The organism is Robinsoniella sp. RHS, from assembly GCF_001029355.1.
Taxonomy (GTDB): Bacteria; Bacillota; Clostridia; order Lachnospirales; family Lachnospiraceae; genus Robinsoniella; species Robinsoniella peoriensis.
On the sequence record NZ_JNGB01000082.1, the window covers coordinates 1 to 23,899 of the forward strand.

General features: G+C 42.4%; 24 protein-coding genes and 1 tRNA gene. 6 read left to right on the forward strand and 19 right to left on the reverse strand.

Going from position 1 to position 23,899, the window contains the following annotated elements; translation table 11 throughout:
• From RHS_RS21980 to RHS_RS22040, 13 genes are all read right to left on the reverse strand, one after another.
• The coding region (locus RHS_RS21980; RefSeq protein ID WP_047834383.1) for a membrane protein at nt 1–244 on the reverse strand (244 nt) is incomplete at its 3' end.
• A gap of 152 nt (nt 245–396) precedes the next feature.
• Nucleotides 397–1,746 carry a cell wall hydrolase gene (locus RHS_RS31630; RefSeq protein ID WP_395023315.1) on the reverse strand — a complete coding sequence of 450 codons (1,350 nt, stop codon included), beginning with the start codon at nt 1,744–1,746 and terminating at the stop codon, nt 397–399.
• Between the two features lie 138 nt (nt 1,747–1,884).
• Nucleotides 1,885–2,664: an RNA methyltransferase gene (locus tag RHS_RS21990; protein ID WP_047834389.1), complete on the reverse strand. Its 780-nt coding sequence runs from the start codon at nt 2,662–2,664 to the stop codon at nt 1,885–1,887.
• Between the two features lie 106 nt (nt 2,665–2,770).
• Nucleotides 2,771–3,418, reverse strand: a complete 648-nt coding sequence (locus tag RHS_RS21995; RefSeq protein ID WP_044293733.1) for a TrkA family potassium uptake protein — start codon at nt 3,416–3,418, stop codon at nt 2,771–2,773.
• Between the two features lie 16 nt (nt 3,419–3,434).
• Entirely contained in the window at nt 3,435–4,409 is a 975-nt protein-coding gene (gene pfkA / locus RHS_RS22000) for a 6-phosphofructokinase (protein ID WP_027296029.1), read from the reverse strand.
• A 79-nt stretch (nt 4,410–4,488) separates the two neighbouring features.
• Entirely contained in the window at nt 4,489–7,959 is a 3,471-nt protein-coding gene (locus tag RHS_RS22005) for a DNA polymerase III subunit alpha (protein WP_047834384.1), read from the reverse strand.
• Between the two features lie 99 nt (nt 7,960–8,058).
• Nucleotides 8,059–9,030, reverse strand: a complete 972-nt coding sequence (locus RHS_RS22010; protein WP_027296027.1) for a CPBP family intramembrane glutamic endopeptidase — start codon at nt 9,028–9,030, stop codon at nt 8,059–8,061.
• Nucleotides 9,023–9,637: a bifunctional 2-polyprenyl-6-hydroxyphenol methylase/3-demethylubiquinol 3-O-methyltransferase UbiG gene (locus RHS_RS22015; protein WP_044293729.1), complete on the reverse strand. Its 615-nt coding sequence runs from the start codon at nt 9,635–9,637 to the stop codon at nt 9,023–9,025. Before RHS_RS22015 ends, RHS_RS22010 begins: the two co-directional genes overlap by 8 nt.
• A 144-nt stretch (nt 9,638–9,781) precedes the next feature.
• Entirely contained in the window at nt 9,782–10,015 is a 234-nt protein-coding gene (locus RHS_RS22020) for a hypothetical protein (protein ID WP_027296025.1), read from the reverse strand.
• A 97-nt stretch (nt 10,016–10,112) separates the two neighbouring features.
• Nucleotides 10,113–10,487, reverse strand: coding sequence for a RidA family protein (locus RHS_RS22025; RefSeq protein WP_027296024.1), 375 nt, complete (start codon nt 10,485–10,487; stop codon nt 10,113–10,115).
• 48 nt (nt 10,488–10,535) lie between these two features.
• A complete protein-coding gene (locus tag RHS_RS22030) occupies nt 10,536–11,372 on the reverse strand; it encodes a S1 RNA-binding domain-containing protein (protein WP_027296023.1) in 837 nt (278 codons plus the stop codon).
• Between the two features lie 15 nt (nt 11,373–11,387).
• Complete coding sequence (locus RHS_RS22035) at nt 11,388–12,101, reverse strand: acyl-[acyl-carrier-protein] thioesterase (protein ID WP_027296022.1); 714 nt, start codon at nt 12,099–12,101, stop codon at nt 11,388–11,390.
• Nucleotides 12,102–12,177: 76 nt separating this feature from the next.
• Nucleotides 12,178–12,249 (reverse strand) — tRNA-Gln (locus RHS_RS22040).
• A 238-nt stretch (nt 12,250–12,487) separates the two neighbouring features.
• Between RHS_RS22040 and RHS_RS22045 the strand changes: the two genes are divergently transcribed.
• The 3 genes from RHS_RS22045 to RHS_RS22055 all read left to right on the forward strand — a co-directional run bounded on the left by RHS_RS22045 (nt 12,488) and on the right by RHS_RS22055 (nt 15,790).
• Nucleotides 12,488–13,666: a cation diffusion facilitator family transporter gene (locus RHS_RS22045; RefSeq protein ID WP_047834385.1), complete on the forward strand. Its 1,179-nt coding sequence runs from the start codon at nt 12,488–12,490 to the stop codon at nt 13,664–13,666.
• A 16-nt stretch (nt 13,667–13,682) separates the two neighbouring features.
• A complete protein-coding gene (locus RHS_RS22050) occupies nt 13,683–15,146 on the forward strand; it encodes a nicotinate phosphoribosyltransferase (RefSeq protein WP_027296020.1) in 1,464 nt (487 codons plus the stop codon).
• Nucleotides 15,147–15,226: 80 nt separating this feature from the next.
• Entirely contained in the window at nt 15,227–15,790 is a 564-nt protein-coding gene (locus RHS_RS22055; protein ID WP_027296019.1) for a D-alanyl-D-alanine carboxypeptidase family protein, read from the forward strand.
• Between the two features lie 141 nt (nt 15,791–15,931).
• Here the strand turns inward: RHS_RS22055 and spoVT are convergent, their stop codons facing one another.
• From spoVT to RHS_RS22075, 4 genes are all read right to left on the reverse strand, one after another.
• Entirely contained in the window at nt 15,932–16,480 is a 549-nt protein-coding gene (gene spoVT, locus RHS_RS22060; protein ID WP_027296018.1) for a stage V sporulation protein T, read from the reverse strand.
• A gap of 115 nt (nt 16,481–16,595) precedes the next feature.
• A complete protein-coding gene (locus tag RHS_RS22065) occupies nt 16,596–17,825 on the reverse strand; it encodes a cell wall metabolism sensor histidine kinase WalK (RefSeq protein WP_044293726.1) in 1,230 nt (409 codons plus the stop codon).
• 78 nt (nt 17,826–17,903) lie between these two features.
• The gene (locus RHS_RS22070; protein WP_027296016.1) at nt 17,904–18,572 is read right to left on the reverse strand and encodes a response regulator transcription factor; all 669 of its coding nucleotides are present in this window, start codon (nt 18,570–18,572) and stop codon (nt 17,904–17,906) included.
• A gap of 161 nt (nt 18,573–18,733) precedes the next feature.
• Nucleotides 18,734–19,381, reverse strand: a complete 648-nt coding sequence (locus tag RHS_RS22075) for a GTP pyrophosphokinase family protein (protein WP_027296015.1) — start codon at nt 19,379–19,381, stop codon at nt 18,734–18,736.
• A gap of 195 nt (nt 19,382–19,576) precedes the next feature.
• Between RHS_RS22075 and RHS_RS22080 the strand changes: the two genes are divergently transcribed.
• Nucleotides 19,577–20,224, forward strand: coding sequence for a putative ABC transporter permease (locus tag RHS_RS22080; protein WP_052377976.1), 648 nt, complete (start codon nt 19,577–19,579; stop codon nt 20,222–20,224).
• Nucleotides 20,225–20,257: 33 nt separating this feature from the next.
• On the opposite strand, the gene RHS_RS31635 is transcribed toward RHS_RS22080, so the two are convergent.
• Nucleotides 20,258–21,139, reverse strand: coding sequence for a DUF975 family protein (locus tag RHS_RS31635; RefSeq protein ID WP_395023323.1), 882 nt, complete (start codon nt 21,137–21,139; stop codon nt 20,258–20,260).
• Nucleotides 21,140–21,288: 149 nt separating this feature from the next.
• On the opposite strand from RHS_RS31635, the gene RHS_RS22090 reads away from it, so the two are divergent.
• Both RHS_RS22090 and RHS_RS31640 read left to right on the forward strand, forming a co-directional pair.
• Nucleotides 21,289–22,119 carry a metallophosphoesterase gene (locus tag RHS_RS22090; protein ID WP_395023325.1) on the forward strand — a complete coding sequence of 277 codons (831 nt, stop codon included), beginning with the start codon at nt 21,289–21,291 and terminating at the stop codon, nt 22,117–22,119.
• Complete coding sequence (locus RHS_RS31640) at nt 22,052–22,486, forward strand: hypothetical protein (RefSeq protein WP_395023328.1); 435 nt, start codon at nt 22,052–22,054, stop codon at nt 22,484–22,486. Before RHS_RS22090 ends, RHS_RS31640 begins: the two co-directional genes overlap by 68 nt.
• Before the next feature lie 76 nt (nt 22,487–22,562).
• Here the strand turns inward: RHS_RS31640 and RHS_RS22095 are convergent, their stop codons facing one another.
• Nucleotides 22,563–23,804 (reverse strand): peptidylprolyl isomerase, encoded by a 1,242-nt coding sequence (locus RHS_RS22095; protein WP_395023330.1) that lies wholly within the window; start codon nt 23,802–23,804, stop codon nt 22,563–22,565.
• Between the last annotated feature and the right edge of the window lie 95 nt (nt 23,805–23,899).

The following is a 23,899-nucleotide window of genomic DNA, read 5'->3' on the forward strand; positions in this document are numbered from 1 at the left end:
CATTCGTCTTAGTCCGATTTTTATTCACATATCTGACTGCAAATGGTCTTGTAAAAATCAAAAGTACCACGGAGACAATAACAAATGCCAGGATTTGAAGTAGAATATTTCCATCCAGAACCGATACAATGAACCCTGCAACGGATCCTCCTGCAAACCAGATTGTTGTCAAACCCATCGTAGCAAGTTCGATTACAATAAGGAGAATAAATAAAACGAGCCAACAAATAGATTCTATTTCCATAATATTACCCTCCTGTCAGAGTATTTATATGTTACCTCTATATTTTACTATAAATAGTAGGAAAATACAACTTAAGTTTCATATATTTCAGAAGGGATAAAAAGGAAGCCGTCACCATTTAGGTGTTCGGCTTCCTTCTATCAATTCACATATTAGTAAAACTGATGTGCTCCAATCTTGATTCCTTTTCCGGAACCTGTGTTGAAGTACAATGCGCCCCCTACCGGATTTTCTCCGTTCAGGGCAGCCTGTGCTGCTTCGTAGCAGTCACTTGGCACTCCATTCGCTAATGCACTTGACATACTTCCATCCCAGGTCGGCATGAACTGTCCGCTTTCATAAATAACGTCACGGATATTGCCGGCAAATGAAGAACTTGCCACACGGTTCATTACAACTGCACCTACTGCCACTTTACCATCCCGGGGCTGATTTCCTGCCTCACAGTAAATGATAGATGCCAACAGAGTTAAATCATCGGCACTTGCTGAGGAACTTGCATTGGATTCTGTCTCCGGTGCTTCCGTTGCCGGTGCCTCTGTTGCCGGCGTTTCCGTTACAGGTGCTTCTGTCTCCGGTGCCTCTGTCCAGGTTGTCTCTGTCTGAGGCGCTTCTGTCCAGGTCGTTTCCGTCTGTGGTGCCTCTGTCCAGGTTGTTTCCGTCTGCGGTGCTTCTGTCCAGGCTGTCTCTGTCTGAGGCGCTTCTGTCCAGGCAGCCTCTGTCTGCGGTGCTTCTGTCCAGGTTGTTTCTGTCTGCGGTGTTTCCGTCCAGGTCGTCTCTGTTTCTGGAACATTATTCACATTCTGAGAATTATCAGAGTTTCCTGTATTGGCTGAACCGTTATTTCCTGATGTCTGATTGGAACTGTTACTTGTATAATTTCCATTGCTGTAAGCACTCACCGGTGCCACATAGTCGTCCGTCGGAACCGCGGTTTCAAGAAGCAGTGTTTCTTTTACATCTTCAGCAGGAACATACGCACTTTTTGAATTGTCCAGCTGAATATTTACCCAAGTACCGTCATTCGACGTATACTCGTAACCTTCGCCCCTGTTTACCGTATCCACAATTTTCGCTGCCGGATCGGCATTATTAAAAATATTTACTCCGTCCCAAGAGATCTCTACTCCCGGAGTACCATAAACTTCAGCCAGTTTCTTAGCATCTTGTCCAAATGCAAGATATTCTGTCTTTATGTAGCCTACAACATCTCCTGAGCGAACCTTAGTCCAGTCATCCCCTTTTTCCAGAACATATGCTCCGCCGGCACTTGGCAGATAGCCAATAATCTTACCATTCTCGGAACCCATTGATCTGATAAATAATTCGTCCGTTACATCCGCAACCGCACGATAATTCCAGTCGCTTTCTTGTGTCTGATCTTGTATGTTTGATGTCCCTGCATTTGGCATTTCTTTCGCCATAGACACCATCGATACTGCCATGGAAAGTGTAAGCGCTGATACAGTACAGCAAATTGCAGGTTTCATTCTACCCTTCATTTTTACCTCCTGAATAACTGCGTTGCATGAAATATTTACTACTATTCCATTACAATTATTACAAATCTATTAAATTATGTTACGAATGTATTGTACAATAATATGAGGAGATTGTCAACCTTATTTCTTAAGTTTTCATTAGATTCTCCTCTGGCGCTTCACTTCATACATTAATATAGATGCCGCTATAGCCGCATTTAATGATTCTACCTGGCCTGACATGGGGATCTTGATGTAACAATCCGACCGGGCGCTTAGCCCCTCACTTAAGCCATTCCCTTCATTTCCAATCAGAAATGCCGTTCCCGCAGAATAGTCTTCCTCATAGTAGCTGCGGGCTCCTTTCAGATGCGCAGCATAGGTTTTTATACTTTTTTCTCTTAATTCTTTTAAAACTTCTTCTATATTACCAGTGTAAAAAAATGGTACCCGGTACAGCGACCCCATCGTAGACCGGATTGTTTTTGGATTATAGATATCTACCGTATCTGATGTCATAATAATTCCATTCACACCGGCACCCTCTGCCGTCCGCATAATCGTTCCAAGGTTTCCCGGATCCTGGAGATTCTCAAGGATTAATAGATGGGGTGTGGCAGAAGATGTAAGAATCTCTCCTAAGTTATAGTGGGATTGTTTTACAATGCTCAAAATTCCCTGAGGGGTTTTAGTATCGGATGCAGCATCAAATACCCGGTCTTCTACCACCTCCAGCCTGTCTCCGGCCAGAAGCTTTTTATTTTCCGGCTTTTCATAGAAGGTCTTCGAAACATAAGTCTTTACAATCCGTTCCCCGGGTGCTTCCTGATACATCTTAACGCCTTCAACCACAAACACATCCTGTTCTTTCCGTACTTTACCCTTTTTCTGAAGTTGAAGCAGATTCTTAATCTGCTGATTTGACGTACTGGTAATCATATTTCTCCTATTCTGACAAAAGGCGCTAATTCTCATCAGCGCCTTTTCATCTTTATCTATTTTATTTTCATTTAAATTCTTCAATTACTTTATGTTAAAACTTATACTACCTGATCTTCCTCAGTTTTTCATTATCACCAACCGTTAGCAGTGTTTGTTCTGCCCGCATCGGTTCATCCGGGTCCAGATTTACATTTACCTGATCCCCTATTTTATAGGCGATGATGTTAACTCCAAACTTATTACGGATATCCAGCTCCCTTAAGGTACTTCCTATCCAGGATTCCGGTACTTCCATTTCCACCATACTATAGGTAGAAGAAAGTTCAAATGTATCTACAAATCTGCCAAATACCATATTCCTTGCTACACGGGATCCCATCTCGCTTTCCGGCGATATTACATGGTCTGCGCCGACTTTTTCCAATACCGTGGCATGAATGCGGCTGGTAGCCTTCGCCAGAATATACGGTATTCCCGCTTCTTTCGCCAATATGGTAGCCATCACACTTGCTTCCATATTTCCGGATATCGCAACAACTGCCCCATCCATATTTCGCAGTCCCAGGCTTTTAAATACTTCCGGATCTGTTACATTCGCTCTTACTGCATATGTTACTTCATCTGCAATGTCCTGTACCTTATCCGGGTCCATATCCACTGCCAGCACTTCACATCCATTATTACTGAGCGCAGTTGCAACGCTGACACCGAACTTACCTAACCCAAAAACTACAAAGGATTTTACTGCCATCCTGATACTCCTTATCTTATACTGAAAGAGATCTGCTTACCTCAAACATAAATTCTGAAATTCCTTTTTGCATTGCCAGAGCTTCATTAATATCGAAATCAGTGAAGTCTCCGTTTTTATATCCAACTACACGGTTTGTCTTACCATCACATAATAAATCAGTTGCATATGCGCCCATCATAGATGCATACACACGATCCTTACAGGTAGGGCTTCCGCCACGCTGCATATGTCCCAGAATCGTTGCTCTGGTCTCAACACCGGTAGCAGCTTCGATTCTTCTTGCCATACTGGTAGAATGTCCGATTCCTTCCGCGTTGATAATAATATGGTGCTTTTTACCGCGTTTTCTATTATTAATAATGTTATTAATTAATTTCTGTTCGTCATAATCATACTTTTCAGGAATCAGAATATCTTCTGCTCCATTTGCAATACCGCACCATAATGCGATATAACCTGCACCACGTCCCATTACCTCGATAATACTGCATCTTTCATGGGATGTAGAAGTATCACGTACTTTATCAATTGCCTGCATCGCTGTATTAACAGCGGTATCAAAACCGATTGTATACTCGGAACAAGCAATATCAAGATCTATTGTTCCCGGAACCCCAATGGTATTTACTCCCAGGTTCGCAAGTTTCTGTGCTCCGGCAAAAGATCCGTCTCCACCAATAACTACAAGACCGTCAATGCCGTGTTTTTTGCAGACTTCTGCTCCCTGCTTCTGTCCTTCTGCTGTTCTGAACTCAGCACAACGTGCCGTATAGAGAATCGTACCTCCCCGTGAAATGGTATCTGATACATCACGTGCCGATAAGTCAATAATTTCTTCATTTAACAGGCCATTATAGCCTTTTAAAATACCCTTTACTTTTTTACCGCTTGAAATTGCTCTTCGTACTACTGCACGAATTGCAGCGTTCATTCCGGGTGCATCTCCACCACTTGTTAACACTCCGATTGTCTCTATTTGCTTTGCCATTTTTGTGCCTCCTTCATTTTAGGTTCACCTTAATTCATTTATATACAATTTCCTCATCCTAAACATTCTAATTCATTTTCTACAACTTTTCAATACTCTTTTCTACAACTTTTACGTTATTCCCCCCAAAATTTTCAGCAAGTTTCCGTAAAAGCTGCTCTTCAATCCGTACTGACCAGTTGCGTTCCAGCCTCTTAACAGACTTTGGATTTCGCACATATATGACCACGGCATCTTTCCCATCAGACTGGCGCAGCAGCCCATAGAGTGTCTCTTCTGACTTCACAAAAGTTTCTTTATCTTCAAATTGTATCCAGAGTTCCCTTGGTGCTTCTTCAAATTCCCAGATCTTTTCACAGATCAGTTTGCTGGGTTTGTCGTCTTCGGTAGAAACCCTTCCTTTTACAAATACTTTACTGTCTTCAACAAGAAGATCCTTGAACTTCTCATAATCCTTAGGAAAAATTACCACTTCCACGGTACCCACCAGATCTTCTACGGTAATAAATGCCATTGTTTTATTCGTTCTGGTGTGTTTTATCGTTTTACTAATAATCATTCCTCCGATTATGGCTTTTATACCATCCGCTACCTTTGTTACTCCAATTTCCTCATCAATCATGAAATCTGATGTTACCTGGGAGATATTTTTACGCCATCTTTCTTCATATTCCTGAAGCGGATGACCGCTGATATACACGCCCAGAACTTCCTTTTCAAAACTGAGCAGCTGCTCTTTTTCATATTCGCCAACGTCCGGCAGACGGATTTCGAATTCTTTTTTTTCTTCCTCGCTTACAAGATCAAACAGAGACATCTGTCCGGATAGGGAATATTTCCGTTCCTGATTGACACTGTCCATGATCTGTACGTAAATCATCATGAACTGCTTTCTGGTTCCTCCCAGTCCGTCCAGTGCGCCCGCTTTAATAAAGCTTTCTATTGTCCGCTTATTAACCTCTTTACCGGATAACCGCTCAATAAAATCTTTTAGAGACTTATAGGATCCTCTCTGGACACGTTCGGATACAATTGCCTCAATAACCGGTTTTCCAACACTTTTAATGGCAGACAGTCCGTATCGGATGGATTTTCCATCTGCTGAAAACGCACTTTCCCCTACATTGATATCCGGGGGCAGAATATCGATTCCCATCTGGCGGCAGGTCAGGATATATTCTGATACTTTGGTGGGATTATCAATGACAGACGTCATAAGCGCCGCCATAAATTCAACCGGATAATAATATTTCAGATATGCTGTCTGATAAGATACCACACCGTATGCCGCCGCATGGGATTTATTAAATGCATACTTGGCAAAATCGATCATATCATCGTATATTTTATTTGCAACTTTTTCATCGATACCATTATTGATACAGCCGGCAACGCCTTCCTCTTCATTTCCATACACGAAATTCTGGCGCTCTTTTTCCATAACCGATGCCTTTTTCTTAGACATGGCACGGCGCAGCAGATCGCTTCGCCCAAGTGTATATCCTCCCAGATCCCGAACAATCTGCATAACCTGTTCCTGATATACAATACAGCCGTATGTGGGCTCCAGGATTGCTTCCAGCTGAGGGCAGTCATAGGTGATGCTCTCCGGATTATTCTTACCGCGGATATACTGTGGTATAAAATCCATAGGACCCGGACGGTACAGGGATATTCCTGCGATAATGTCTTCCAGACTCTGCGGCTTCAATTCTTTCATAAAGCTCTTCATTCCGGCGCTTTCCAACTGGAACACGCCGTCTGTTCTTCCGGTTCCGATGGAATCCAGCACTTCTTTATCGTTATAATCTATTTTTTCCATATCCAGGCAGATTCCAGTGCTTTTTTCTGCCAGACGAACCGCATTCTGTATTACAGTCAGAGTTCGAAGCCCAAGGAAATCCATCTTCAGCAGCCCAAGTTCTTCCAGGGTGGTCATCGTAAACTGGGTGGTAATGGAACCGTCAGATGCCCTGGAAAGGGGAACATATTCATCCACAGACTTCTGGCTGATAACAACTCCGGCAGCATGCATGGAGGTGTGCCGCGGCAGTCCTTCCAGCCTTTTTGACATATCAATCAGCGTCTTGACCTGTGAATCAGATTCATAGAGGCTTTTCATTTCCCCATTCATGATCAGCGCTTTATCTATGGTAATGTTTAACTCATTCGGTATCATTTTCGCAATGGAATCCACCATTGCATAAGGCAGATCCATAACACGGCCCACATCGCGGATAACACCTCTTGCAGCCATCGTACCAAAAGTAACAATCTGTACAACACGGTCTTTTCCGTATTTCTCCACTACATAATCAATTACTTCCTGCCTTCTTTCGAAACAGAAGTCCACGTCGATATCGGGCATGGATACACGTTCGGGATTCAGAAAACGTTCAAACAGCAGGCTGTATTTAATAGGATCCAGGGTAGTAATCCCCAGTGTATAGGAAACAAGGCTTCCTGCTGCCGAGCCACGTCCCGGTCCCACGATAATATCATGATCTTTAGCGTATTTAATAAAATCCCAGACTATCAGGAAATAATCCACATATCCCATTTCCTTAATAATTCCAAGTTCATATTCCAGACGTGACCGCAAATCATCCGTTACCGGTTGATAACGTTCATCCATACCATCAAAACAGAGCTTGTTCAGGTATTCCCAGGAGGAATATCCATCCGGTACATCATATTTGGGAAGTTTTGTTACACCGAACTCAATTTCCACATGGCAGCGGTCTGCAATTTTTTGTGTATTTTCCAATGCCTCCGGCGCATACGGAAATAAGTTTGACATTTCCTCCGGGGATTTGACATAATACTGTCCTCCCTCATAGCGCATACGGTCTTCGTCATCCAGTTTCTTTGCAGTCTGAATACAAAGCAGAATATCATGGGGAGATTCATCCTCTGCATAAGTATAGTGAACATCGTTTGTGGCTACCAGCCCGATATCCAATTCTTTGCTCATGCGCAGCAGCTGGGGATTTACCATCTTCTGTTCCGGAATCCCGTGATCCTGTAACTCCAGGAAGTAATTCCCTTTTCCAAATATGCCCTCATACCGAAGAGCCGCTTTTTTTGCATCCTCATACATTCCACGCACAAGATACTTCTGCACTTCTCCTGCCAGGCAGGCGCTAAGAGCTATTATTCCTTCACTGTAAGTTTCCAGAACTTCCATATCCACACGGGGTTTATAATAAAATCCTTCTACAAATCCTTTGGATACAATCTTCATCAGGTTACTGTAACCCTGGTTGTTTTCAGCTAAAAGGACCAGGTGATAATATCTGTCATCTCCCCCGGCCGCTTCTTTATCAAATCTGGAGTTGGGTGCAACATATACCTCACAGCCGATCACCGGATTAATTCCTGCCTCTTTTGCCGCCCGGTAAAAATCGATGACGCCGTACATAACCCCATGGTCTGTAATCGCCGCACTGTTCATTCCCAATTCTTTGACTCTTGCTACATATTCTTTTATCTTATTCGATCCATCCAGCAGACTGTATTCTGTATGGACGTGTAAATGTGTAAAATTCATCTATACCTCAATTCCAGAACGTGCCTGAAAACACTTCACGCAATACACTGAAATGTCTCCAAACACGTTCAAAGATAGTTCCTGTTTACTTTATCCTTTTTAACCAATTATAATCATCTGAACAATACAGATAAGGGCACCAATAACAAAGCATGGCGTAATTAATCTTCTGTTATCATTCTGTTCTGCAGCCTGCAGCTCGCCATTAACAGTAATGCAAGACATTTCCGGTTCTCTTCTTTTGAATGCATTCCGGAAAATCGAAATAAAATGGATATCCCGATTGCAGTGCTTACTGATCCAGACAAGCACACATCCCGCCAGGGCTGTGCAGATCACTGCAGCAACTGCCACTCCCTGAAGGGCTGTTATAATATAATCAGATGACAGACTCCCGCTCTGAATTGTATCCGACACCTGCGGAACAGCCTGTACCAGTACCTTCTGCAGTTCCAGTACCACTACACTCCATGCATCAATAATAAAATGCGCCAGCATAGGCGCCAGTATGCTTCCGGTAGCCTCCATAAGAAGGCAGAATGCAAATCCTGCTACGAACGCATATAGAAACTGATTCACATTTAAATGTGCCATACCAAAGATCAATCCGCACATAACTGCTCCCTGTACATGATTCTTCCTTCTGTAGCTGCCATAAAATACCCCGCGGAACATAAATTCTTCTGAAACTGCCGGCATTACACCAACCAGAAGCAGATTCACCAAAAAAGGATTGGTATTGAGTTCCTGAGCACTGGCATTGACATGGTTTGTTACAAACAGCATGGAAAATAAATTTAAAAATGAAACCAGCGGCATCAGCAGAATGACAAACAAAACAACCATACATGCTGTAGACCATTTAATTTTCCTGAATGGAATTTCCTCTTTTACAGGTACACGCATTACAACAATATAAAACAAGATTGGAATTAAATACATCAGCTGCCCTAAGATCATAGCCATCTCTGTACCAAGTCCTGTTACAAAAAATCCGATACCATAGGAAAACAGAAAAGCAAAAATCACCATTCCCAGGAACAGCCGGTTAATATTTTTAATTTTATTCATATAAGTCCTCGCCTGATTCAGTCACTTTTTTCTTTACCAATACATTGATCCACTCTGTATCCGGATGACTGTTTCTTGCATCCTCCGTCTTCCAGATCTCTATAATCTTAATTCCTCTCTGACGTTTTAACATGCGATACAGCGAATCTTCTGTATAGTCATGAAATAAACGCTGGTTACGGAATTCTTCAGATTCACCATAGCGAAATGAAGCATACAGGATTCCTCCCGGATTTAGCGCCTGGATAACTTTCCCCATAATGCGGTCCATATCTTTTTCTTCCACATGAAGCAAAGAAGCACATGCCCAGATTCCGTCAAACACCTCATCAAATTCCATCTCCTCAAAAGTCATATGTAAGACTTCTTTGTCAGTGTTAATCTCTGCCAGCTTACACATTTCTTCTGATCCATCCAGAGGAGTTACATAACAGCCCATTTCTTCCAGATAAAGGCTGTCCCTGCCGGACCCGCAGCCAAGGTCTAATACTTCTGCATTCTCAGGGAGGTAAGAAAGAAACTTGTCCAGTACCCCGTGCATGTCAAGATCTACTGTGTTCTCATAATATACGCCTGCATATCGCTCATAATAGTCTAATGAATCCAAAATTTTTCTCCTTTTCTTAATTGCTGATAAATTTATTATTTACTCTTTTGGTCATTATATCAAATAATGCCTGCAATAACAATAAACATTCTATAAAAATCCAATTTAAAAAAGCTGCCCCCATTGGAGACAGCTCTGCAAATCTTAGTTATTAACCATAAATGAGATTAACTTGTCGATATCATCTTTTTCATATGCTACGATTTCCAATTCCGGAATCTCGCCATTTGAAAATATGTTCGCCATAGATACGTATTGGGAAAGTTTTGATTTCAGATTCAGTCTGTCACCTTCACCTGTTACCAATTCCACTTTACCGCTGCAGCTGTCTACTACCTCAAAAAATTTTTCAATGTTGGTTATATTCTGTACTTTCATCCCCAGCTCTCCTTTCCAATCACTATATTGTATTTACAATTAAATGTCTCCACATATTACTATAAACTACTTGTGGATTAAAATCAAATATTATTTATTATTTCACTGCAACTGCTTCGATTTCAATCAGAACGTCCTTCGGTAATCTTGCAACTTCCACACAGGAACGTGCCGGATAAGTTCCGGTAAAATATTTTGCATAAATTTCATTGATCTTGCCAAAGTCATTCATGTCTTTGATAAATACCGTTGTCTTAATCACCTGTGCCGTTGATGTTCCCGCTGCTTCCAGTAAAGCTGCCAGGTTTCCAATTGCCTGCTCTGCCTGTGCTTCCACACCTTCAGGAATCACACCCGTAGCCGGTACTACCGGAATCACGCCGGATGTATAGATCATTCCATTCACTTCAATTGCCTGTGAATAAGGCCCGATTGCTGCCGGTGCTTTGTCTGTGCTGATTGCTGTTTTCATGTCTTTTCCTCCTGCTTCATCTATTTTATTATTTCCTGTGCAATTTTATTACTGAACCTTGCGGATTGATTTTTCGGTAATTTCAATACGGCCTTCTTTTAAAAGTCTGCCCACGCCCCGCTTGAATGCATTTTTGCTCAGTCCGAATTCGCGCTTGATCACTTCCGGGGATGCTTTGTCCGTAAATGGCAGAACACCCGAAAACTCTTCTATAACACTCATGATATTCTCAGCATCCTCATCCATCTGAAGATATGCTTTTTCCCTGGTGCTCAAATCCAGTTTTCCGTCTTCTTTCACAGCCGTTACCCGGGCTTCAATGCTGTCACCCACCTGATAATTTCCTGCTGCGTCTTTTTTCGGAATTAAAGCTGAATATTTATGGTCAACTGCAACAAATACACCAAATTCTTCGCTGATCTCATAGACCACTCCGATGACATGATCGTCCTTCTTATAAGGAGAATCCGTACACAGTGCTTCATATACATTCATAGTTGCACATAATCTGCTGCTCTTATCTATATAAAGAGTAACCAGCCACTCTTCACCCTGGCGTACCCTTCTGGTCTGTTCTTTAAACGGGAGCAAAAGGTCTTTTTCCAGTCCCCAGTCTAAAAATGCTCCGATCTTCCCTACTTCTTTTACGTTCAGGACAGCCAGCCCTCCAAGTTCCAGCATTGGTTCCCTGGTGGTCGCGATCAGCCTGTCTTTTGAATCTTTATATAAAAAAACGGTCAGACGGTCTCCTGTCTTTATATCCTTTGGAACTTCTTTTCTCGGAAGCAGCACCCGTTCTTCCGTACTGGTACCATCTCCCAGATAAATTCCAAAATCCACCTGTTTTACAACTTCTAATTCCTGCTTTTTTCCTAATTCCAGCATTTCTTCCTCCATATATTACGCCTGTGCGGTAAATTCTACGATAGCATAAGGCTTTTCTTCTTCATCACAAAGGGCCGTTGTAATACGCCCTTCCTCTGCATGAACTCTGGGAATAATCAGGTCATGAAGAACTGCAGATTTTTTATATTCCACCCGAACCTGATGTACCATGAATGCTTCCGGGAGATATTCCTCAGCCATCTGTATATATTGTCCGTTATTCACATGGCGGTTAGTATCCAGGTGGCATCTCAGCACCGGAAAGGGTTCCCGCTGTTCACATTCTGCAGGTACCGGAATCTTCCTTGGGGCATAATCCATAGAAAGTTTTTCCTCCAGTTGATATCCGTCCGACTCAGCCTCGCTGATCTTAGCCGGATGACCGGTCTCTGTATCCACAAATATCCAAAGAGAGTTGGCATATGCTATTCTCTTTCCATTTTCGTCTGCAAGGGCAAAGTTTCTGCTTCCATAAAATCCCTTAAAATCATACGGCCATGTCTGCACAGTGATCTTTTCTCCAAGTTCGGGATACCTGTCCACTACAATCTGCCACGAAGAGAGCACCCATACCCGGTTTCGCTTCGTCAGATTCTTCAAACCAAGTCCGACCTCTTCAGAATGGAAAGTACTGCTGTCCTGAAAATAATTTACAATCGCATTCAGCGTCAGTTTCTGATCCATTCCAATCTCACTGTAGCGCACCCTGCTGTCAAACTGATAACTCATAATCTGCCTCCAAAACCAAAAAGGCTGCCTTTCAATGAACCTCTGAAAAGCTTCATCAAAGACAACCTGTAAATAGCTGGGCTACAAGGATTCGAACCTTGAAATGACGGAGTCAGAGTCCGTTGCCTTACCGTTTGGCGATAGCCCAATGTGTTACAACACGATGTATTATATATTACCTTTTCCAAAAAAGCAAGTACTTTTTTTAATTTTTTTTAAAAAATTTTTTTAAAGTACTTTTTTGGCGATTTTACAACACATTTCAGGGGAAAAGTAGTATAATCATACACAGATTTAAGCTGCTGTAAATAAAGCAGGAATAAAACAGCAATAATTTTAAGAAATAGAAAGGGCAGGCATGCCTGCAGTGAGCATTGGGTATAATAATGACAAATTTACTTGTAAAAACTTTTATTAAAAATCCTCAGGACACCGATAATATTATGGTACGGACCGCATACGGAACCTTAGCCGGTATCGTAGGCATTTTCTGTAATGTGCTGTTATTCATCGTGAAACTTGTCGTTGGAATCGGTCTGCACAGTGTATCGGTTATGGCAGATGCATTTAACAACCTTTCCGATGCCGGTTCTTCTATTATAAGTCTGATCGGCGTTAAGATGGCGAGCAAACCTGCAGACCAGGATCATCCTTTCGGACATGGGCGCATTGAATATATTGCTGCTCTGATTGTTTCATTTTTAGTCATTGAGGTAGGATTTACTTTTTTCAAGGATTCTTTTGGTAAAATATTTAACCCGGAGGAAATTTCATTCCAGGTGACTTCCCTGGTAATCCTGGTTTTATCCATAGGCGTAAAGCTTTGGCTGGGCTTTTTTAATAAAAAACTTGGTAAACGGATAAATTCTACTGTTATGATGGCGGCCGCCACAGATTCCATGGGGGATGTTATCACTACCTCCGTTACGATTGTTTCGATTCTTGTATTTGGCATTTTCCACATCAACATCGACGGTTATGTTGGAATCCTGGTTGCCGGTATTGTAATCTGGGCAGGAATCGGCATTGCCAAAGATACGTTAAAACCACTGATCGGAGAACCTGCCGATCCCCAGTTGTATAAGGATATCACGGAAATGGTGGAAGGCTACGACGGGATTGCAGGAAGCCACGACTTAATTATCCATAACTATGGTCCGGGACGCAGCATGGCATCCATTCATGCTGAGGTTCCAAATGACGTGGATGTTGAATCCTCTCATGAAGTTATTGATAAGGCGGAGCGGGAAGTCGGCAAAAAGCTTGGGATCTTCCTGGTCATTCACATGGATCCCATCGAAACGAAGAACAGCCGGATTCAAAAACTGAAACAGGAAGTCGACATTGTTATAACCAGTATCGATGACCGGCTCTCCTTTCACGATTTTCGTGTGGTAGAAGGTAAAAACCAGATTAATCTTATCTTTGACCTGGTCATCCCCCATGAATACAGCCCAAAACAGCAAAGCGACATACAGCTTGAAATCATCTCCCAAATAACCCACTTGGATAAACGATACCAATGTGTTATAACTATAGACAAGAGTTTCGTATCAACAAACTAAGACAAAGGAGCAAGTTATGAGTACAATGAATTTAACGCTATTAACAGATTTTTATGAATTAACCATGATGCAGGGTTATTTTAAGAATCATACGGATGAAGTAGTGGTCTTTGATGCCTTTTACCGCAAAAACCCGTCGGACGGGGGCTTTGCCATTGCGGCAGGTCTGGAACAGGTGATCGATTATATTAAAAACCTGAAGTTCAGCAAAGATGATGTAGACTACCTGAGAGGACTTGGTACCTTTGATGAAGACTTCCTGAATTATCTGGCAGATTTCCGGTTTACCGGCGATATTTATGCCATTCCTGAAGGAACTGTTGTCTTCCCAAGAGAACCTCTGGTAAAAGTAATTGCACCTATTATGGAAGCACAGTTAGTCGAAACGGCTATCCTGACAATAATAAATCACCAGAGTCTCATCGCCACTAAGGCATCCAGGGTGGTATATGCCGCAAAAGGTGACGGTATTATGGAATTTGGGCTTCGCCGTGCACAGGGTCCGGATGCAGGCGTATACGGCGCCAGAGCTGCCATGATCGGGGGATGCGTGGGAACTTCCAATGTACTTGCCGGTCAGCTTTTTGATGTACCTGTGAAAGGCACACATGCCCACAGCTGGATTATGAGTTTTCCGGATGAATATACGGCATTTAAAAAATATGCAGACCTATATCCGGATGCATGCTGCCTTCTGGTGGATACCTATGATACTTTAAAATCAGGAGTTCCCAATGCCATTCGTATCTTTACCGAAATGAAGGAAGCCGGCATTCCTCTTAAAAATTATGGAATCCGTCTGGACAGCGGTGACCTTGCATATATGTCTAAAAAAGCCCGTATCATGTTAGATGATGCCGGATTCAAAGATGCTTTTATTTCCGCATCCAGCGATCTGGACGAATATCTGATCGACAGCCTGAAAGCACAGGGCTGCAAAATTACTTCCTGGGGTGTTGGAACCAATCTGATTACCTCCAAAGACTGCCCTGCATTTGGCGGGGTATATAAGCTGGCTGCCATTCAGGATAGTAAAACAGGAGAATTTATACCTAAAATCAAACTTTCTGAAAATACAGAAAAGATTACAAATCCGGGCAATAAAACGATCTACCGCATCTATGATAAAACTGCAAAAAAAATAAAAGCCGACCTGATCGCTCTTGCGGACGAAACCTTTGATGAAGGAAATGACATGATTATCTTCGACCCGCTTGAGACCTGGAAAAAAACTAAAATCCATGCAGGAACCTTTACTCTGCGGGAATTGTTAGTTCCGGTATTTAAAAACGGGGAATGCATTTATACCTCTCCATCCGTAATGGAAATCCGTGATTACTGTAAACAGGAACTGGATACTCTCTGGGATGAAACAAAACGTTTTGTAAACCCACACGACGTTTACGTTGACCTCTCTGACAAGCTGTTCGGTATCAAGTCCGAACTTCTGGAAAAGATGAGCATGGATGCATTAAAGTAAAATTCTTATTTTAAGAATTCACGCATATATAAAAAGACTCCTTCATATACATATATAGCTTATATGAAAGGAGTCTTTTTATGTCCCAATATGATATTCTTGTGAACAGGCACCACCTTTTAGACCCCGGTACTGTTCCCGCGTCCCTTGTAGACCCCGGTGTCCCTTTTGATGCCCTTCCTGATGATCCGAAAAGGCTTCTGGAACCCCAGACTGCCAAAGCAGTAAGAGAACTCTTTGCCCATGCTGTCGATCAGGGTATCAACCTCTACGGCATATCCGGGTACCGTTCTTATTACCGGCAGATGGAGCTCTATAATCCGGACAGAAATCCGCTCTATGTAGCCCCGCCGGGCGGCAGTGAGCACCAGACCGGGCTGGCTCTGGATGTTTCCTGTTCCGCCGTGGGGCTGGATCTGACAGAAGATTTCGCGGATACTGCAGAAGGCATCTGGCTTGCTAAAAATGCACCATTATATGGGTTCATCATCCGCTATCCCAAATCGAAAGAAGACATAACCGGGTATGCATACGAGCCGTGGCACATACGCTATGTAACGAAACCTCTGGCCCATTATCTCACCATCACAGATCTTACCCTGGAAGAATACCATCAGCAATCCATCAAAATATGTTCCTGCTGATACCACTTATTCCCAGAGAAAACAAGGCCGGATATGCCTACGAACCCAAGCATATCTGGTCTTGTCCTGTAATCCCTGGCACTTCATCTTACGATAACCGGATCACCGGGTCTCCATTAGAGGAATACCACAGGCATGTCTCTATTGTTCCATTTGACGTCCCATGAATCCCGAAGCACATTTTGCTACAATCCGTTCTGTATCACCCATTTTTCCCTTCTCATCCTTGCTGATGAGAATCACAGCCCCAATAGCATCTCCCTCGCAGAGGATCGGGCTGATTACCTGTGCAAGGTTCTCTTCCATATCCTCTCCGGTTATTTTTACATAATTTTTGTCATCCCGGTTTGACAAAACATTTTCACGGTCATTGATGATTCGTTCTAATGCTTTACTGATCGCTTTACCAATCATATCTTTTTTTATTCCGCCTGCGGTGGCAATCACCTGGTCACGGTCCGTTATGCAGACTCCATGTCCTGTACTGTAAGCCAGTGATTCTGCATATTCTTTGGCAAATGCCCCCAGTTCACCTATAGGGGAATACTTCTTCAATATAATTTCGCCTTCTCTATCGGTAAAGATCTCAAGTGGATCGCCTTCTCTGATTCGAAGCGTCCTTCTTATTTCTTTTGGTATAACCACTCGACCCAGGTCGTCAATTCTTCTAACAATGCCTGTAGCTTTCATAAAATTAATTCCTCCATTTTATTTTCTCATGGTTCGTACTTTAGTACCCATGATCTATTATTTGTAAAATGGAGGAAATTATGCTTAATTTTTCATTATTTTGAATTTTTTATTTTTAAAGCAGAACAGTAAACCAGATAGACTTACCGCCTTCACTTTGTACGGATATCTTTCCTTTGTGCGCTTTTACGATATTCTGGGCAATGGATAACCCGATTCCATATCCCCCGGTATCTCTGGACCGTGATGAATCTGCCCGGTAAAAACGATCAAACAATTTATTCAGATTATCCTTTGGAAGATCCTTTCCCGTATTATATACTTCCAGCCTGACCGCCTTGCCCGCCGCCGACAAAGAAATTTTAATCTGTCCACCGGGCTCAGCATATTTAACCGCATTATCCACAAGAATTGTAACTAACTGTCGAATACTGCTCTCATCCCCATGCAGGATCAGATTAGACTGGATATTCAGATCAAAATGCTTGTTCTGCAGCTCCGCCACCGCTTCAAAAGGTGCCGCAGCTTCCAGAACCACCTCACTTACCGGAAAATTCCCAAAGATCAGCTGAATATTCTCCTCGTCCATCTTCGCAAGCGCCAGCAGATTTTTCACCAGTTTATCCAGCCTGGCTGTCTGGCTCCGGATACTGTCAACCCATTCATTTTTTCCGGTACTTAATTCCAGCACATCCGCATCCGCAGAAATAATAGCCAGCGGCGTCTTGATCTCATGCCCCGCATCGGTGATAAACTGCTTCTGTTTTTCCATATTCTCAATAACCGGCTGAACTGCTTTTTTCGACAGAATGAAAATCAGAATGAAGATCAGCAGCAGACAGGATATTGCAATTACAAAAGATAAAATTGCGAACAGCGTCACCATCTGTATCTGGGACCGGCAATCTACGAATACGGTCAGTGTACCGAATTCCTTTTCCACAACCATAAACTTATATATTCCATTAAAACCGCTTTTCCTGCCGGTTTCCAATACCTTTGCGGTATATTCTTTAGCCTCCGTCTCGGAAATCGCTGCAACATGACTGGTGTCTGTCTGTAATACTTTGCCATCCGCCCCGCATTCCACGATGAAATAGCGCGTCTCATACTGGGTTTCTTCTGTCATTTCAAAACCAAAACCCACATTCAGTTTTTCGGACTTATCCTTCTCAAATTCCGGAAACCTCCCGTCATTTTCTGATAAAACATACAGGACGCCATCCATCTTCCTGTTCATCTGATAAATGTTTGCTGCATTAATTACACCGATTAACAATATCATCACAAGCGCCACCGCCCCCATGGTAATTAATATAAACTTTTTTTGCAGCTTTTTAATCATGTTTATACCTCCTGCATACCGCAGACGGGTCTGTGGTACTGCACCAATAGAAAGTTTGAAATGATTTTTGTTTCAAACTCATTCCTCCAGTGTATAGCCTACGCCCCTGGCTGCCTTAATTTCCACATTTGCATTAAGTGCAGCAAGCTTTTTGCGCAGGTAGGATATATAAACCCATACCACATTCATCTCTGACTCTGAGTCATATCCCCAAATCCGCTCCATAAATTGTTCCGTAGAAATTAATCGCTTTGGATTATTCATTAAAATCTCCATCATCTGGAACTCTTTATTTCCCAGACGAAAGGATGCATTTTCACCGGACAATTCATAGTTTGCTTTATTTAATGTTATATTTCCGATTGTTATGGTACTCGGTGTAAACTCTGACTGCCTTCTCATCATGGCACGTACCCTTGCCAGCAGTTCTCCCATGGCAAATGGTTTTGTAAGATAATCATCTGCCCCCAGATCCAGTCCGGCAATGCGGTCCTGAATCTCCGATTTCGCAGTAAGCATCAGCACCGGAGTTCCAATTCCCCTTTTTCGAAGTTCCTCTAACACTTCCAGTCCGTTCATCTTAGGCATCATAATATCCAGAATAATCCCATCATAGTTTTGCGCAAATCCGTAATCTAATGCATCGGCTCCATCATACACCGCATCTACCGAATAATTATTATGTTTTAAAATGGCGGCCAGCGCCTTTGATAAATCTATCTCGTCTTCCGCTAACAAAATTCTCATGTATCTGCCTCCGTTTTCCCATATAGCGTGTTTGAATATAACTTTCTGACAGCTGCTCTTCACAGTTTGCGGGAGTTTGTCCCGAATGAAGAGCACGTTTTATCCACTATACACCATTTCTATGTAAAATCTGTGTACCTGCCCGCTTTTTTCTGGCATCATCATAAATTATCTCCATCCTCAATCATATCACGGATTGTCTGCAGGTTCAGATCGGCTGATGCAATTTCATCTGCGCAGCGCTTTAATTCTCCTACGATCATTTCCTGGTTTGCAATACTTTTTTTATATTTCAACTGGTGCTCCAGGCTTGCCCAGCAATCCATTGCAATGGTTCTTATCTGGATCTCACAAAACACCCGGCAGATTCCATCCGCCAGATGAATGGGCACTTCCACAATCATGTGGTAACTGCGATAGCCGTTTGGTTTTGGATTTTGAATATAGTCCTTTTCTTCCAGCACCCGGATATCCGACTGTTTATGCAGCATCTTTGCAACAAAATACACATCATCCACAAAAGCGCAGATAACCCGGATTCCCGCTGCATCATACACTTTTGACATGGCATTTTCCCGTGTTGGTTCCAGTCCGTGACGTAACAGCTTTTCTCTCATGCTTACCGGTGATTTAATTCTGGATTTGCAGTATTCGATAGGATCCCGGTTATGGTGTGCTTTGCGGTATTTCCGTATGATATCAAGTCTTGACGTCAGTTCTATGACCGCACCTTCCAGTAATACCAGGGAATCCTGGTAGAAATCACAATCCTGCGAAAGTGCTTTTTCATCTATTGCATATTGAAACATGTACGATACCCCCAATTTTATATTTACAAAGGAGATTATAACTGACCAACCTTAAAATAACTTTAAAGAAACCCATTTTCGTTTCCTTTTCCTGCACAATTTAGAAAAGACAACATATATGTATTGTCAAATGTGTAAGTAAGGTGATAAAATATATTTACAAAACATCATTGCAACTTACAAAGGAGAAACAAAATGGCAAATGCTGTAACGGATTCTATTGATACCTTTTTTGAGGAACATCACATAGAACCGCCGCGCTTTGATTACAATATGAAATACAGTCTCACCACGCTGATTCTTTTATTTTTCAGCTTTTCTTTTATTGGATGGATATGGGAAGTGGGGCTTCACATCGCCCAGGCAGGTGAATTTGTAAACCGTGGGGTACTGTTTGGCCCCTGGCTTCCAATTTACGGAAGCGGCGGCGTTATGATACTGCTCCTGCTGCGCAGATTTTTCCACCGTCCTGTTCTCACCTTCTTTTTAAATATGTTCCTGTGTTCCGGAATTGAATATTTTACCAGTTGGTTTTTGGAAACAACCAAAGGTGTCCGCTGGTGGGATTACAGTGGTTATTTTTTGAATGTAAACGGACGGATTTGTCTGGAGGGCTCCGTTATTTTCGGACTTGGCGGATGTGCTATTATCTATTTTCTGGCACCCTTCCTTGGAAATCTTTATAAACGTATCATACCATTTCTGAAAGTACTGATCTGTATCATTCTGATTGCTTTATTCAGTCTGGATACCGCTCATTCTATGATACATCCCAATACCGGTGAAGGTATTACGGATGATATGAAAGTCAGGGAACTTCCTCCGGCAAAACCGAAACATTAAAAGGCGAAAGGACTAAGCAGCCCTATCGCCTTTTTACATTTTTTCTGTCATTTCATTTCTCAGCGTCATATACAATTCTGCAAATGTGGCACCCCGATATCCATTGGTAAAAAATATGGATACCAGTCCAAACGTAACAACGGACAGCATTTCCCATCCCAAAAATGATAATTCCAAAACAAAAGTACGCCACTTCTGCCCTTTCATCATTTTTTTGGAAAGCTGAAACGCTTCTCTGCGGTCAATCTGAGGATTTTCAGCCAGAATATATGGAATCATCAGATATTCATAATACTTTATGATCCCACCCACAATCGTCAAAAACCATAATCCGGTAAATAATGACCGGAAGAACATTACCTTGACAGCATTCCAATATCTGCCCCTGCGAAACAGAAACATAATTCTTCCTATTCTGGTGCGGGACTCCATCCTGGTTTCCAGGAAAAAGCGTTTTCCCCCAACCAGCAGCAGGTTCGTCACCAACAGTGTAAATGCCAGTTCCCCGCCGGCTGCAAATATAATCAGCAACCCTTCTAAAACCGGATAACGGTCAAATAAGTCCCCGTCTGCGCGTACTACTTTGAATACAAATGATACCGGCGCCGTAATAGTATTAAAGGGAGAAGATATCATCTCATCAATCTTCGGATCAAACAATGGCTGATTATTTTCTTCTCCCCGTATAAGCCTGCGTAAAATCTCCCAGTTGTCCACCCGGTTCTCCGGCTTCACTACCTCCACATCACGTATCTGCCTGACCTCTTCCCGCTGGCTGTACTTGTGGATAGATGTGGCAGATGACCCGTATTCCGCTCCCAGGAACGCAAGAATAAAACAGACCGCTACCGCAGCCCAATAATTCCTTTTCAGCACCTTTTTCCCTTTTTTCTTAAGTTCTTGACGCGTCCACATATATTTAAATTCCACCCATCCGTCTTCAATCTGTCTGTTATATTTTTATTATAAAACAACTTTTCTGACTTCGCAACTGAAACCCCGTGCTTTTTTTTTGATTTTGTGTTACAATTTTTCAAACAAAACAGAAAAGAGGCTTAAGTATTATGATTGCATTATTCTTATCACCAATTTATCTGTTGGTGAACTTTTATATTCTTCGATGGATATTGAAATGGATGGGGTCATGTACCCATTACTTTAAGAAAAAATGGTTTCGGGTTGTATTTATTGCAGCTTATATTTTTGTATCTACTTCCCTGTTAACTGCTTTTCTGATTACAAAACCGGTTGTAATTCACCGATTTTTAAAGACGGTAAGTAATTTTTATCTGGGAACATTTCTATACATCCTGCTTACTGTCGCTATCGTAGATCTGATTCGTATTATACTGCGCCATTTGAAATTTATAGATCAGGAAAAGCTTCGCTCCCGCAGAACTTTTGTGCTGACCGGCACAGTTTGTGCCGTGGTCATTATCTCTCTGAGTGTCTATGGCCCCCTGCATGCACGGCATCTATATCATACCAGCTATCAGGTGACCGTAGATAAATCCTGCGGCACTGACCAGTCCCTGAAGATCGCTCTGGTAGCGGACATGCACCTTGGCTATAGTATAGGCAGCTGGCATATGAAGCAGATGGCTGATAAAATTAATGCAATGGAACCGGATATTGTCTGTATTGCCGGAGATATCTTCGATAATGAATTCGAGGCAATTAAAAATCCGGATGAGATTGCCCGGACTCTGCGCAGTATCAAAAGTAAATACGGTGTTTATGCCTGTTGGGGAAATCACGATATTGAAGAACCGATTCTTGCCGGATTTACCTTTGGCTCTCAAAAAAAAGATTGGTGCAGATACGCAGATGGTAGACTTCTTAAAAGATTCCGGTATTACGCTTCTGACCGATCAGACAGTTCTGATCAACAATAATTTTTATCTGACAGGTCGGGAGGACTACTCCGTTACCAAAAAGGATAAAGAAACCAGGAAAACCCCTGCTCAGTTAACGGAATCCTTAGACAAATCAAAACCAATCATTTTCATTGACCATCAGCCAAAAGCCCTTCAGGAAGCTGCGGATGCAGGTGTTGACCTGAATCTCTGCGGCCACACCCACGATGGCCAGATGTTCCCCGGTAATCTCACTATTGGTTTATTGTGGGAAAATGCATACGGATATCTGAAGAAGGACAACATGCATAACATCGTCACATCCGGCGTCGGGGTCTGGGGACCGAATATGCGTGTGGGTACCAAAAGTGAGGTTGTGGAAATTGATGTTGCATTTACCAAATGATTATAATAGTTCCTTTTCCTAAAAAAGAAGCGCCAGTGCAGCCTGACGCTTCTTTTTTCTGTCTGATATATTTTTCTTACTCAGCAGCTTCCGTTGTTGCTGCTTCTGTTGTAACTGCTTCTGTCGTTGCCGCTTCTGTCGTTGCCGCTTCTGTCGTTGCTGCTTCTGTTGTCGCTGCTTCCGAACCAGCCTCAGTTGTTTTCCCGGATACCGCTTCCGAAGATTTTTCACTTCCGGCAGCCTCCGTAGTTCCTTCACTTCCGGCTTCCGTCGTATTGCTCTGTGCTTCTGTCTCAGTCTGCTTTACGCTAACCTTATCTGTAAAATTAATCTTGCCCCAAACCTTATCTTCTACTTTGAATTCAGCCTTTTCTTTCCAGGCTGTGTAAACTTCTTCGTATTTGTCACTCTTTCTCTGGTTGATAATGGTTTGTTTCTGTGTCTCTGTAGCCTCTTTGTCAAAAGTACTCTTCATCTGCACAACATAATATCCGCTGTCTGTTTCAATTATGCTGTCTGCTGTTTCTCCGTCTTTTAACTTGTCTGCAGCTGTCTTTACTTCATCCGGTAACGTTCCGTTGTCTGTTCCATAAGAAGCGGTGGAAGCTGTCTTTTCTTCATCTACTTCTTTTACGGCTGCATCCATTTCTTTTCCGCCCTTTACGGCATCTAATACTTTCTGTGCATTGTCTTTTAACGCTTTTTTCTCATCGTCTGTTAAAGATTTTGTTGTTCCATCCGCATCTGTGGTATCAGCGGTACTGAATAATACATAGGAAACCGTCTTCTGAGCCGCCTCATCATCGGATACGTTTGTATCTGCTTTTGCCTCAATTGCTTTTTTCATCTTGTTGTTAATCGTATAAAGTGTTAACACCCTGGAAACCGTCTCCTGGGATGCTGTTAATTCCTCAATCGTTTCTTCTGAATTCTCTTCCATAAACTGCTTTGCAGAGCTTTCAATTTTTGCTTTTTCTTCATCGGTAACCGTAATATCATAATCTGCCATATGTTTCTCTAAGATCAGCATTTCTTCCAGACTGTCCATCATCTGGGTTTTAAAAGTTGTACCATATGGGGTACCGCTTCCCATGAGATCCGTATTCCACATATCTTCACCAAACATGGAACCATAAGAACTCTGCATCTGAGCCTGATTATAACGAAGCATAAAATTAGCAATTCCGAAAGGTACCTTTTCCCCGTCCAATGTTGCCACTGCCGCATCTGCATTTACATTTCCACACCCTGTCAGGGACGCTGCTGCCATACAGATACAGATTCCGGCAGCTACAAGTTTTTTACCTAGCTTATTCATAAATAAGTTTCCTCCTAGAAAGTCTCAATTCCTTATATTATAGCCTGTTTTCAAAATCACCGCAATCCTTTTTGTTCATTTTTCATCTAAAGTTC